The organism is Neolewinella antarctica (assembly GCF_011927835.1).
In the GTDB taxonomy this organism is placed as follows: Bacteria; Bacteroidota; Bacteroidia; order Chitinophagales; family Saprospiraceae; genus Neolewinella; species Neolewinella antarctica.
The window spans coordinates 111,656-124,917 of record NZ_JAATJH010000004.1 but is presented as its reverse complement, the minus strand read 5'-3'; the positions used below and the strand labels follow the sequence as shown (position 1 = coordinate 124,917).

11 protein-coding genes and 1 tRNA gene are annotated in these 13,262 nt (G+C 54.1%); 2 read left to right on the top strand and 10 right to left on the bottom strand.

All coding sequences use genetic code 11. The features are described 5' to 3' along the window. Nucleotides 1-5 precede the first annotated feature (5 nt). From GGR27_RS12695 to GGR27_RS12655, 9 genes are all read right to left on the bottom strand, one after another. Nucleotides 6-353 carry a hypothetical protein gene (locus GGR27_RS12695; protein WP_168037859.1) on the bottom strand — a complete coding sequence of 116 codons (348 nt, stop codon included), beginning with the start codon at nucleotides 351-353 and terminating at the stop codon, nucleotides 6-8. Between the two features lie 20 nt (nucleotides 354-373). Further along, on the bottom strand, nucleotides 374-964 hold the full coding sequence (gene hisH / locus GGR27_RS12690) for an imidazole glycerol phosphate synthase subunit HisH (RefSeq protein ID WP_168037857.1): 591 nt from the start codon (nucleotides 962-964) through the stop codon (nucleotides 374-376). A gap of 172 nt (nucleotides 965-1,136) precedes the next feature. Continuing rightward, on the bottom strand, nucleotides 1,137-2,273 hold the full coding sequence (hisB, locus tag GGR27_RS12685; RefSeq protein ID WP_168037855.1) for a bifunctional histidinol-phosphatase/imidazoleglycerol-phosphate dehydratase HisB: 1,137 nt from the start codon (nucleotides 2,271-2,273) through the stop codon (nucleotides 1,137-1,139). Between the two features lie 55 nt (nucleotides 2,274-2,328). Continuing rightward, the gene (gene hisC / locus GGR27_RS12680) at nucleotides 2,329-3,384 is read right to left on the bottom strand and encodes a histidinol-phosphate transaminase (RefSeq protein ID WP_168037853.1); all 1,056 of its coding nucleotides are present in this window, start codon (nucleotides 3,382-3,384) and stop codon (nucleotides 2,329-2,331) included. 150 nt (nucleotides 3,385-3,534) lie between these two features. Beyond that, nucleotides 3,535-3,873 carry a type II toxin-antitoxin system RelE/ParE family toxin gene (locus tag GGR27_RS20600; RefSeq protein ID WP_168037851.1) on the bottom strand — a complete coding sequence of 113 codons (339 nt, stop codon included), beginning with the start codon at nucleotides 3,871-3,873 and terminating at the stop codon, nucleotides 3,535-3,537. Then, nucleotides 3,852-4,127 (bottom strand): hypothetical protein, encoded by a 276-nt coding sequence (locus tag GGR27_RS12670; protein ID WP_168037849.1) that lies wholly within the window; start codon nucleotides 4,125-4,127, stop codon nucleotides 3,852-3,854. Before GGR27_RS12670 ends, GGR27_RS20600 begins: the two co-directional genes overlap by 22 nt. A gap of 37 nt (nucleotides 4,128-4,164) precedes the next feature. Continuing rightward, nucleotides 4,165-5,451 (bottom strand): histidinol dehydrogenase, encoded by a 1,287-nt coding sequence (hisD, locus tag GGR27_RS12665; RefSeq protein ID WP_168037847.1) that lies wholly within the window; start codon nucleotides 5,449-5,451, stop codon nucleotides 4,165-4,167. 105 nt (nucleotides 5,452-5,556) lie between these two features. Continuing rightward, nucleotides 5,557-6,420, bottom strand: coding sequence for an ATP phosphoribosyltransferase (gene hisG / locus GGR27_RS12660; protein ID WP_168037845.1), 864 nt, complete (start codon nucleotides 6,418-6,420; stop codon nucleotides 5,557-5,559). Between the two features lie 367 nt (nucleotides 6,421-6,787). Next, a tRNA-Phe gene (locus GGR27_RS12655) sits at nucleotides 6,788-6,860 on the bottom strand. Nucleotides 6,861-7,344: 484 nt separating this feature from the next. Between GGR27_RS12655 and GGR27_RS12650 the strand changes: the two genes are divergently transcribed. Next, the gene (locus GGR27_RS12650; protein WP_168037843.1) at nucleotides 7,345-8,169 is read left to right on the top strand and encodes a zinc-dependent peptidase; all 825 of its coding nucleotides are present in this window, start codon (nucleotides 7,345-7,347) and stop codon (nucleotides 8,167-8,169) included. Nucleotides 8,170-8,291: 122 nt separating this feature from the next. Here GGR27_RS12650 and GGR27_RS12645 read toward each other — a convergent pair whose 3' ends face one another. Next, the gene (locus GGR27_RS12645) at nucleotides 8,292-11,186 is read right to left on the bottom strand and encodes an ATP-dependent Clp protease ATP-binding subunit (protein ID WP_168037841.1); all 2,895 of its coding nucleotides are present in this window, start codon (nucleotides 11,184-11,186) and stop codon (nucleotides 8,292-8,294) included. Nucleotides 11,187-11,488: 302 nt separating this feature from the next. On the opposite strand from GGR27_RS12645, the gene GGR27_RS12640 reads away from it, so the two are divergent. After that, nucleotides 11,489-12,616 (top strand): NAD(P)-dependent alcohol dehydrogenase, encoded by a 1,128-nt coding sequence (locus GGR27_RS12640; protein WP_168037839.1) that lies wholly within the window; start codon nucleotides 11,489-11,491, stop codon nucleotides 12,614-12,616. Nucleotides 12,617-13,262 lie beyond the last annotated feature (646 nt).

Sequence of the window (13,262 nt, the reverse complement as noted above, 5' to 3'; positions counted from 1 at the left end):
TAGCATCACCAGTCCCGGTAATCCTCCGTAATATCACCCGATGGGGGAACGGTGAATCCTTTTTCGACGAATGCGGCTTGTAGTAATTCAGCAATATCTTCACGCTGGCCAGTCTCGATCAACGCGCCCTGGCACGCATCATTCAAATCATTTAACTTCAGGACCGCAACCTTGACGGTCTCCATAGCTTGATCCTGCGATTGAGCTGTCTTTATTTCCTGCAAGTAATCACGTAAAATGACTATACATTTGGCAACGTCCTTTTCAGTGTAGGCGTCATCCAAACCATCGGCAATGAAGTCGTTCATGTCCTTCGGAATGCGGCTTATTAACTCTGAGATATACTTATTCATGGTTGATATTTAATTGTAACTCAAACCCCCAAAAAATCCCGCAAAATCCGCTCCCCCACCCCAGCGGATTTCTCCGGATGAAACTGCGCCGCGTAAAAGTTCCCCCGCCGCATCATCGACGCGTATTCCTTCCCGCAATACTCTGTCGTCGCCACCGTATCCGAGCCCGCCTCCACGTAATAGCTGTGGACGTAATAACAGTATTCCCCGTCTATTTCAGGGCTAACCCAATCGTTGCGTTCGTTCAGCCGCACGGTATTCCAGCCCATGTGCGGCACCTTATCCCCATTCTCCGGCCGGAAGCGTTTTACCTTTTCGGGGAAAACGCCGATACAGTCCACGTCACCTTCTTCACTGTGGCTGCACAATAATTGCATTCCGACACAGATACCGAAAACGGGTTGTTTAAGCGAACGAATTAACTCCGTCAGGCCCGTTTCGTTGAGGTGCTTCATCGTACTCGCTGCCGCGCCGACACCCGGGAAGATTACTTTATCCGCCTTGCGAATCACGTCGTGATCGTCCGTCAGTACGTGCTCGACGCCAATGCGTTCGAGGGCGTAGAGGACGGAGCGAATGTTGCCAGCGTTGTAGTTGATTACTGCGACCATTTGGGAAGGGAGTATAGAGGAAAGAATAAAGAGAATAGAGTTATGACTTTTTAGTTGGCCGGTAAATATTTGGATTTAGTCCGATTAAAATCGATAACAATAAACCGAGTTCGGAGCCGTCTTTATTCTTTACTCTTTCAGTGCGAAGCACGGTCTATACTCCAAACTCCAGCTACAGTAATCCCTTAGTCGAAGGCAACCGCATATTATCAACATCCCGGCGCTTGGCCATTTTAATAGACTTAGCTAATGCTTTAAATGTCGCTTCAATCATATGATGCTCATTCTGCCCCTCCGCCTTAATCGCCAGGTTACACTTAGCCCCATCGCTGAAGGACTTGAAGAAGTGGTGGAACATCTCCGTCGGCATATCGCCGATCTTTTCGCGTTTGTAGTCACAATCCCAGACAAGCCAGGGGCGGCCGCCGAAGTCGAGGCGGACGTCGACTGTAGACTCGTCCATCACTAGGTTGAAGCCGTAGCGTTCGATGCCGAGTTTGTCGCCCAGCGCGGTGGCGAAGGCTTCGCCGAGGGCAATGGCGGTATCTTCGATCGTGTGGTGCTCGTCGATGTGGAGATCGCCTTTTACGTGGACTTTTAAGTCACAACCGGAGTGGCGGCCGAGCTGGTCGAGCATGTGGTCGAAAAAGCCGAGGCCGGTTTCCATGTCGGTTTTGCCGGTGCCGTCGAGGTCCAGTTCGATTTGGATGTCGGTTTCCTTGGTGGTGCGCCGGACGCTGGCAGTGCGGGATTCTAGGCGTAAAAGACGATAAATATCTTCCCAGTCGGTGGTACGTAGAGCGATGGTTTCGGTGAGGCCTGCAAGCTGATCGGCGTTGAGTTCTTCGACGCCGAGTTCGGGATCGGTAGCGATCCAGATACCTTTTGCCCCCATATTCTTGGCTAATTGAATATCCGTCAGCCGATCACCGACGACGTAGCTATTCGCTAGATCGTAATCGTCGGTCAGGTAGTGCTCGACGAGTTTGGTTCCCGGCTTGCGCGTCGGCTGATTGTCGGCGGCGAAGGTGCGGTCGATGATCTGCTCGGAAAAAGTGATGCCTTCCGCTTCGAGGGCGCGAAGCATGGCGTTGTGCGTCGGCCAGAAATTCGTTTCCGGGTAGCTCTCCGTTCCCAACCCGTCCTGATTCGTCACCATTACTAGCTCGTAATCCAGTTCCCGGACGATCCGCCCGAGCCAGCGGAAGACGCCGGGGTAGAAATTGAGTTTGTCCACGTGGTCGACCTGGTAATCGGCGGGTTCGAGGATGAGGGTGCCGTCGCGGTCGAGGAAGAGAATCTTTTTCATTGGAATATTTATGCGCTAGCGCAGATGCCGGGTAGATAGGAATGGAGCCGCAAAATTACAACTCCCGCAGCGCCGCCAGTAAGCGATCGTTCTCTTCACTCAAACCCGCCGTGATGCGCAAGCAATTCTCCGCGTTCGGCTGGTAAGCCTGGTTACGAACGACGATGGCTTTATCCAGTAAATGCTGGTACACCTTGGCGGAGTCTTTGAACCGAACCAACATAAAATTCGTCACGGAAGGAAAGACGTGTTCAACTAGGTCCATCTCCCATAATCCCCGTTCCAACCGCTTCCGCTCGGAGATCATTGTAGCCACCTTCTGTTCCATCTCCGCTGGCTTACTTAGCATCTCCAGCGCGACGCCGGTCGTCAAGACATTGATGTTGTAAGGCATCTTGATCGTATTCAACATCCGGATGATGAAGGGCGAAGCGAAGGCGGCGCCACAACGAATACCGGCCATGCCCCACCCTTTGCTTAGGGTCTGGGTGATGATGAGATTTGGAAATTTTTCGAGTCTGGATACGAAGCTTAATTCCGGTACGAAGTCAATGTACGCTTCATCCAGCACGACGATTCCGGGGAAGCTGCGGATCAGATCTTCCAGCACTTCTCCGTCAATGGCGTTTCCGCTCGGGTTGTTGGGGCTACAGAGCCAGAGCACTTTGCTCTTCTTATCCCAGCTCGCTTTCAGTTCTTCGACCGGGATGGTGAAATTCTCGGTTAGCGTCGTTGCTCGGAACTCCGCATCGGCAATCCCGGCTGCAACTTTATACATCCCGAAGGTGGGCGGCAGGGCGTGGACGGCGTCTCCCGCATTACAGAAAATCCGGGTGATTTGGTCGACGAGTTCGTCCGAGCCGTTGCCCCAAACGATTTGATCCGGATTGAAGCCACGGAGTTTACCGAAAGCTTTCCGGAGCTCGGTGGATTGGGGGTCGGGGTACCGGTTGCGACCGGTTTCCCAGGGGCTTTCGTTGGCGTCGAGGAGTACTTCGGCGGGGCCTTTGAATTCGGCGCGGGCGCTGGAGTAGGGTTTTAGCTGGAGTAAATTGGGGCGGACTAGGGCGGTGATTTTGGCTGGCGTCCAGTTAATGAGTGTATTGGTCATGAATAGTTAAGTTGATGGTAAGGAGAGGAGAAGCGGATCGAGTTTAACGATCGCTCACTTGCCTTTATCTACCAGTACTTTGGCGAACATTTCCGGTTGGCCGGTGGGGGTTTGCTTGCTCATGATTGTTTTAATGCTTAGCTGCTAAGTTTATTCCTCTTCCAATAGACCGACTAACGTAGATTCGCTAATTCTTGGGTGCACGACAACGTGGATCATTAGTAGCTTTTCAACCTGACTGTAAGAATACACGATTCGACAGCTCTTACCGATCAGCAAATACCTCAGTCCAGATTTCTCAGGTTGACTACGCAAGATGAGTGGAGATCCCATTCGGGGCATTGTCTCCAACTGATTTATCTTTTTACGGTACTTTCCGAAGAATTCCGTGGCGGATTTCTTTCCCGAATTGGTCAGATAGAAATGTATTATTCCATCAAGGCCTTTGTCTGCTACCTTGGAATACCTTAATTTGATTGGTCCAGCCATTTCTCAATTTTCTGGTTTACCACTTCGGCGGGGATTCCTCCGGTAGCCTCAAAATCCTGTTCTGACTTTCGCAGCGCTTCGGCTAAATTTTCCTCGCCCACTCCCCAATCCGACAGATCGGTCGGGTTAGCGTGATCCTCCGTAGATACAGCACCGATAAATATGTCCAGTAGGTTCTCAACAGCTTCCATCGCAGATTCGGGAACCCGATCTAGTTTATCGTAAATAACCGCCTTTCTTTCCGCGACACTCATGACTAAGTATTTGTAATTAAAGGTAACGAATCTTCCTTCAGCTAGGTTGCCCCAGCCGCACCGACACCGCCCGCCCGTGCCCCACCAACTCCTCCGCCTCCGCCATCAACATGACGGCCGGGCCGAGCTGCTCCAGACCCGCCCGCGTCAGCTCCTGAAACGTGATCTGCTTCACAAAACTATCCAGGCTCACGCCGCTGTAATTCCGGGCGTAGCCGTAAGTCGGTAAGGTGTGGTTCGTGCCGGAAGCGTAGTCGCCGACGGATTCCGGAGTGTGGTAACCGAGGAAAATGGAGCCGGCGTTTTTAATACCGGCAGCAAATTTCCGTGGTTCGGCCATACTGAGAATGAGGTGTTCCGGAGCGTACTCGTTGATGTAATCCAGTTGGTCTTGCCGCTCGGGTAACACTAAAATGAAGCTGTTGTCGATGCTTTTGCCAGCCATCTCCTTGCGGGGAAGGTCGGCCAGTTGCCGATCGACTTCTTGTTTGATCGTATTCGCCTGCTCTTCCGTACCCACGACGAGCACCACCTGGCTATCCGCCCCGTGTTCGGCCTGGGCGAGGAGGTCGGCCGCTACGGCTTCTTTCCCGGCACCTGCGTCCGCGCAAACTAAGACTTCACTCGGTCCCGCGGGCATGTCGATCGCTAATCCGTCCAGTTGCGCGAGTTGCTTGGCGACCGTCACGTAAGCGTTGCCCGGGCCGAATAATTTGTAGACGCTCGGAACGGATTCGGTGCCGTACGTCATGGCCGCGATGGCTTGTGCGCCGCCGACGCGAAAGACTTTCGTTACGCCGCAAAGACCTGCTGTATAAAGGACAGCCGGATGAATCTCACCCGTTTCTCGATTGGGCGGGGAGCACAAAACGACTTCCTCACACCCAGCAATATGGGCCGGCGTGGCGAGCATTAAAACTGTGGAAAACAGCGGTGCCGTGCCGCCGGGGATGTACAAACCGACCTTCTGAATCGGCCGGGCCTCCCGCCAGCAAGTGACGCCGGGCATGGTTTCGATCTCGTCTATTCTACTTCTTTGAGCGAGGTGAAACCGCTCGATGTTACTTTTAGCAAGCCGAATAGCTTCGCGCAACTTTGGATCCAACTTCTCCCCGGCTGCGTCGATGACCTGTTGATCGACTTGGATAGATTGCAGCTCGATGCCGTCAAATTTCGCCGTCAATTCCTTAATCGCCGCATCTCCATTAGCGCGCACGTTTTCCATGATGGCGCTGACGCTGGTGCGCAAGCTGGTGAGGTCCTTAGCCGGCCGTTTAGTAAGCTCGGCCCAGTCGCTCCGGGACGGATTATCGTAAATATTCATGGTCTCCAAGATTAAAGTATTTCTCCTCGGATGTATCTTTTTATCTGCCACGAAGTGCAGATAAAAAGTTCATCAGAGGTGTAAATACGGTTGAGCTATTTCCGTTTACAAAATCATCTTATCAATAGGAACAATCAAAATCCCCTCCGCGCCGGTAGTCCGTAACTGGTCAATAATATCCCAAAACTTATCTTCGGCAATCACCGTATGCACACTGCTCCAACCTTCTTCTACGAGCGGCAGAACGGTCGGAGAACGCATCCCCGGAAGAAGATTGGTTACCTCACTAACCTTATCCGTCGGGACGTTCATCAACAGATATTTCTTGTTTTTGGCAGCGAGGACGGACTTTACCCGGAACAATAATTTGTCCAGAATAGCCTGCCGCTCAGCGTCGATCTTCGGGCTGGCGGCGACGACAGCTTCGGATTTTAAGACGATGTCTTGCTCCTCCAGTCCATTCTTGAATAAGGTCGAACCGGTAGAAACGAGGTCGCAGATGGCGTCGGCTAAGCCGATATTGGGGGCAATCTCTACGGAGCCGGAGATTTCGTGGATCTCCGCTGTAATGCCTTCCCGATCCAAAAATTGTTGCAGGCTAATGGGGTAGCTCGTCGCGATCCGCTTGCCGTTGAGACTCTTGGGGCCGTCGTATTGCTCCCCCTTTGGCGTCGCCAGGCTCAGACGACACTTACTGAACCCGAGTTGCTGAACCACACGAACGTCCTTATTTTTCTCAATCACCGTATTCTCCCCGATAATGCCGATGTCAGCCACTCCGTCCTGGATGTACTGCGGAATATCGCTGTTGCGGAGGTACAATACTTCAACGGGAAAATTGCGCGCGGACGCCTTGAGCTGGTCGCGGCCGTTATCGATGCGAATGCCACATTCCTTTAGTAGTTGAATGGATTCATCGAGCAAGCGACCGGATTTTTGGACGGCAATCCTAAGTTTGGGGGTAGACATACAAGTAAAGATTTTCAGTTTATCGGGGTAATAAATATGGCGTCCCGACTAAGTCGGGACGGGTGCAAGGTTAACTAGAAAGAGCGCAGAGCAGAGAGCGATTACACTACACCACTTCTTCCACCTCTTTTCCCCTCTTCCCACCTCCTCCGGCAACCCGCGGAGCGAGAAACAAAAAAAAGGTCCGCCGGCAACATGCCAACGGACCTCGAGGATAATTTTGCGGAACAACTACGCCATCCACCCAACTACCGCTCGCCGACGTGGCAAGTTTGTGTAGCGTGATGATGATGAATAAAGTTGATCATGTAGAATTTGATCTTAAGTAGTTCCTCTAGCTCGCAAGCCAAAAGAACTTCCCTAGAAGTGGTGTAGGGCGGAATCGAACCGCCGACACATGGATTTTCAGTCCATTGCTCTACCAACTGAGCTACTGCACCCTGGTTGTTGTCTGAGATTTAGAATTTTCCGCTGGTAGCTTCACGGTTAGCCCGTAAAATTCTCCCTTCGGTCATATTTTCCAGCCTAACCGTGAAGCGCGGAAAATATCTAAACCTCAGCTCCTCCGATGATGACCTATTAAAAAAGAATACGTCAGTATCGAAATAACTTGCAAAGCAGGCATTCCTACTAAAGCGCTGCAAATCTACGACGGGAGCCGGCAATGTTGCAAGCTTTCGCCGGTTCTTTTAACGCTGCCGGGTTTCAACCCGTGGATACACAATTAGTTAGCTGATGGAAAAGTTTCCCTAGCGCGTAATTTGTGCCCTACTGATCTAACTATTCCGCACTATTCAAATGCTGGTTCGCTAGTTTACGGGACTAAAATTTGTACTAACCATCACGAACTACTCCACATCACCACCTACTACAGACCGAAGACTCTAGACCTCAGACTACAGACCCTATACCAAAGACCCAAAAGTGAATCCCGTAAGAGCAACCTACCTAAGCTGCGCCGCCCTAATTGCCATGGGCATCCTCCTGACCGTCTCCACCAACGAGGTATACTCCGCCCTGATGCTCCTCCCCGCCGTCGCCGCCGCAGGTGTCTACTCCCTCTCCCCACAAATCATGTGGTGGTGGTGGCAGCGCAACCCGCCCGACTTACCGACGGAGCTGGCCTCGCTCCTGGACCGGTTTGACCTCTACCGCAAGCTGGACGTAGCGGGTAAACGTGAATTCCGCCGCCGGACTTTCATGATCAAGGAAGGCACTTACCTACACGGGCAGGCCATCGACGAGTTTCCCGAGGACGTCCGCATCATGGTCGCCGCCTCGGCCGCTACGATTACCTACCACCGGCCCGAGTTTCTGCTGGAGCACTTCGATACAATCATTTTTTACCGCCACCGCTTTCCTACCCCGCTGCACGAAGTACTACACAGCAGCGAGCTGCATACGGAAGATGGCGCGATTATCTGGACTTTGAATATCTTCCTCCGCTCGGTGATCGAGCCGCGGAAGTATCTGCACTTGGGTCTGTACGAATACAGCCGGGCACTTTTTTATACGGAACCGAAGTTGGCGGAGGTGATGGCGGAAACGGCACTTACTTACTCGGAGATCGAGGCAATCACGCAGTTTTCTGAGACGGCGCTGAAGGAATTTATCGGATTGCCAGAACTAGACCTCAGCGCACTGACTAACGTACTTTACCACACACACGCTGATAATTTTGCGGCTGCGTATCCGACACGATATGAAAAACTTGACGAACTAGTCCAACGAAAAGTAGTGCCCATCTAAAGGTTGAGGGCATCCTGCCCGAACGCTCGTGCGGTAGCGCTGCCACTGTTACATCATCTAAAGGTTGAGAATATCCCGCCCGAACGGCTGTGCTACCGCCGGTACTTTCGGGCAGGATGCCCTCAACCTTTCTTCAGTTCGTCCGTAGCGTCCAGCAAATCCTGGGTCGCTTTCTTCAACTCGGCAATATCTTCTTCCTTTTCCTTCTGCTCTGGTTCTGACTCTTCCGGAGCGGATTTAGATTTCCCCCGGCGGCTACGCTTGCGACCAGGAGAAGCTTCTTCCTCAGTAGCAGCCTTAGCCTTGGCTTTTTCCGCCAGCACGGCTTTAGCTTCAGCCGCAGCTTCCGCATCAACTTCCGGAGAAGGCTCCTGCGCGGGGAAGGGGGTTTTACTAAACACCAACTTTCCTTCACCTTTCCCAGTCAACGCGTCCCCTTTCTCAACGTCCGTATAGATCGTATCACCGGCGATAAACTTGTTAGAAATCAAGTCTTTGGAAAGTTCATCCGACAGGTCGGACTGCAACACCCGCTTCATCGGACGGGCACCAAACTGGGGGTCGTAACCCCGGTCGGCCAACCAGTCCAGGGCGCGGTCGCTGATCTTGAGGACCATCCCCTGCTTGGCGAGCATCTTTTCGATCTTGCGCAGTAGGAGGCGGGCGATTTGCTTGATCTCATTGCGGTCCAGGGGTAAGAACATGATCCGCTCGTCGATCCGGTTCAGAAATTCCGGACGGAGTTCCTCTTTCAGCGTTTCGAATACTTCTTCGCGCGTGGTGGCGATGATGTCTTCTCGATGCTCCGGTCCGACGCTGGCCAGATCTTCGAAGTTCTCCAATATCTTGTCCGACCCCATGTTGGAGGTCATGATGATAATGGTGTTCTTGAAGTTGGCGACGCGGCCCCGGTTGTCCGTCAAACGGCCATCATCGAGTACTTGTAGGAGGATGTTGAAGGTGTCCGGGTGGGCTTTTTCGATCTCATCCAGCAGGACGATCGAGTAGGGGCGCTGGCGGACGGCTTCAGTGAGTTGCCCACCTTCGTCGTACCCGACGTATCCCGGAGGCGCGCCGACGAGGCGGCTGACCGTGTGGCGCTCCTGATATTCACTCATGTCGATCCGGGTGATCGCTTGCTCGTCGTTAAACAGCACTTCGGCCAAAGCCTTGGCTAGTTCCGTTTTACCGACACCGGTTGAGCCGAGGAAGATGAAACTGCCGATGGGGCGGTTCTCATCCTGCAACCCAGCGCGGCTACGGCGCACGGCGTCGGCTACGGCGCGGACGGCTTCATTCTGACCGATCAAGCGCTTGTGGAGTTCGTCCTCCAGTTTCAATAACTTATCCCGCTCGGATTGTAGCATTCGTTGCACCGGAATACCCGTCCAGCGACCCACTACTTCGGCAATGTCGTTGGCGGTGACTTCTTCGTTCGTGAAGCGTTTTTCGTCGGGTAGTTCTTCGAGCTCCTGTTCAGCCGTGGCGATCTGGGCGCGGAGGTCGGCGAGGTGACCGTAGCGGATTTTAGCGACGGTCTCAAAATCACTGGCCCGTTCGGCCTGCTCGGCGAGGTGCTCCAGTTCCTCCATTTTCTTCTTGAGGTCCTGGCTGTTGTCGACGAGGTTTTTCTCGTTCATCCAGCGGGCGCGGAGGGAATCGCGCTGTTCGCGGGCGTTGGCGATTTGCTGTTCGGCAATCTTTAATTTTGGTGCGCTGCCCTCGCGTTTGATGGCTTCCCGCTCGATTTCGAGTTGGCGGACGGCGCGGTCGGCTTGGTCGATCTCTTCGGGGACGCTGTCGAGTTCCAACCGTAGCCGGCTGGCGGCTTCGTCCATGAGGTCGATAGCTTTGTCGGGCAGAAAGCGGTCGGAGATGTAGCGGTTGGAAAGCTCGGCGGCGGCCACGAGAGCTTCGTCGAGGATCTCGATCTTGTGATATACTTCGTAGCGTTCCTGGAGACCGCGGAGGATGGATATCGTGTCTTCGACGCTCGGCTCCTCGATGCGGACGGTCTGGAAACGGCGAACGAGCGCCTTGTCTTTCTCGAAGTATTTCTGGTACTCGTCGAGCGTCGTCGCGCCGATCGTGCGGAGTTCCCCGCGGGCGAGGGCGGGCTTGAGGATGTTGGCGGCGTCCATCGCGCCGTTGCCACCGCCGGCACCGATCAGGGTGTGAATTTCGTCGACGAAAAGGATGTAGCGACCGTTGGAGTCGTTCACTTCCTTGATGATGCCCTTGAGGCGTTCTTCGAAGTCTCCTTTATACTTCGCACCGGCCAGCATCCCGGCGATATCGAGCACGAAGATCTTCTTGTCGGCCAGCGATTCCGGCACGTCGCCCTTGACGATCCGCCAAGCGATGCCTTCGACAATGGCGGTTTTGCCAACGCCCGGCTCACCAATCAGGAGCGGGTTATTTTTCTTGCGCCGACTCAGGATTTGCAGCAAGCGGCGAATCTCCTCATCCCGTCCGACGATGGGGTCGAGCTTACCGCTTTCGGCGCGCTCGTTGAGGTTCATCGTGTATTTTTCGAGGAGGTTGTAGGTGTTGTCCGTGTTGGGTTCGGTGACGGTTTTGCCCTTGCGTAATTCTTCGATGGCGGTGCGGATGCCGTCGTTCGTGACGCCGAGTTCCTTCAGGATGCGCGCGCCTTTATCGGAAGCGCCCTGGATGATGCCGAGGAGCATCAGTTCGATGGAAATGTACTGATCGCCAAAGTCAATCAGCATCTTTTTCGACTTCGCCAGCGCACGGTTCGCGTCGTTGCTGAGGTATTGCTTGGTAGAGCCTTCTACTTTGGGGTAGTCCTTCAGTGCCGCTTTTACTTCTCTGCGGACGGCATCGCTATCGACGCCTACTTTCTTAAAGATGAAGTCCGCGACGGATTCATCGACGGTCATGATACCGGCAATCAGGTGGGGCGTGTCCACCTGTTGCTGGTCCATTTCTTTGGCGATCTTCTGGGCTTGGATGATGGCCTCCTGGGCTTTGGTGGTGAAGTTTTCGTAGGTCATAAGGTGAAGATAACTTGTGGGGCGGGCTTTGGGTTCTGACTTTTGGGTTGTGGGGGGTATTCGTCGATGAACGACCGGGGAATCTCGACTTTGGGCGCGGTCGCGGGTGCAGGGATAATGGATTAGAACAGAAACACTGGAATTATCACTCAATCTTCTTATCGATGGGTCATAAAGGGAACAAAGCGAGCGGATTACGCCTTCCGTTAGGAAGAAGTTACTGCGACTTCGCAATCACTAGGGCCTAACTTCACTAGGAGATAATCTCCTAATAGTCACGTACCCAAGTAAACAAACACACTATGAAAGTTCACGGATACGGCGCTACCGCCGCTAAGAAAGATTTAGTTCCCGTCACCTTCGAACGGCCGGACCCGCAAGCGGGCGAGATCGGCTTCAAGGTGACCCACTGTGGCGTTTGCCACTCGGACGTGCACCAGGTCAATGACGACTGGGGCAACACCGTTTTCCCCTCCGTTCCGGGCCACGAGATCATCGGCCGCGTTACTTCCGTCGGCGCTGGCGTCACCAAATTCAAGGTCGGCGACCACATCGGCGTAGGCTGCATGGTCAACAGCTGCCAGACGTGCGAGCATTGTCAGAGCGATGAAGAGCAATACTGCATCGGACCCAAAGGTGCCACGCTAACCTACAACGGCCCCACAAAACCGGACGGGACGAACACCTACGGCGGCTACACCACCCACATGGTCGTACGGGAAGAATTCGCCATCACCATCCCCGCCGGTCTGGAGCCGGAATACGGCGGACCGATCATGTGCGCCGGCGTCACCACCTACTCGCCCATGAAACACTGGAACCTGCAAAAAGGCCAGACCCTCGGCGTAGCTGGCATCGGCGGGCTCGGACACATGGCCGTGCAACTCGGTAGGGCGCTGGGCGCTAAGGTAATCGCCTTCACCGGCCACGAAAGTAAGCGGGCGGATATTCTGAAACTCGGTGCCGACGAAGTGGTCGTGACCAGCGACGAAGACGCGATGACGGAACACGCAATGAGCGTAGACCTGATGATCAACACCATCCCCTACCCCTTCGACCCGGCTCCGTTCATTTCCGTGATGAAGAAAAACTCGACGATCGTCATCGTGGGTAACTTCATCTCCATCCCCGAATTCGTTCCGGCGGACTTGGTCTTCAACCGCATCCAGATTGCGGGTTCGTTGATCGGTGGCGTGAAGGATACACAAGAAGTTGTCGACCTCTGCGCGAAGCACGGTATTCGCCCGCAGATCAAGATGATCAAAATGGAGGAGATCAATGAAGTCATGGCAACCCTGAAGGAGAATTCAGCGGATCATGAGTTTCGCCACGTGATCGACATGGAATCCATGCACGCGCAGGTTGACGGTGGCAAGGCTAAAGCCGAGTCGATCGAGCAGCCCGTACGGGGTGAGGTCGTCGGTGCTTAAAGATTGTTTTTAACTATTGAATTAGCCCCCACCTGGTTATGCCGGGTGGGGGCCTTTTGATTTTGGTACGTGGCTATTTGGTGCTCGTACATCTAAAGATACCATCGGTGGGTACCTTGGTAGCTATCGGGGCGGGTGCCGGGTTTTGCTCGCTGGGCGGGGGGCATTGCTCTGGGTCGAGGACCTATGGTCCGAACGCAACGCGGAACTAACCGCCGCGCGTCACGTTCGGGCCGGAGGCCCTCGGCCTAGGGTTGCGTGCTCGCGAATTATTTATAGGTCGAGGACCTCTGGTCCGAACGCAATGCAGCACTAGCCGCCGCGCGTCACGTTCGAACCGGAGGCCCTCGGCCTAGGGTTGCGTGCTCGCGAATTATTTATAGGTCGAGGACCTCTGGTCCGAACGCAACGCAGAAATAGCCGCCGCGCGTCACGTTCGGGCCAGAGGCCCTCGGCCTAGGGTTGCGTGCTCGTGATTTATTTATAGGTTGAGGACCTCTGGTCCGAACGCAACGCAGGACTAACCGCTGCACGTCACGTTCGGGCCGGAGGCCCTCGGCCTAGGGTTGCGTGCTCGTGATTTATTTATAGGTTGAGGACCTCTGGTCCGAACGCAACGCAGGACTAACCGCTGCACGTCACGTTC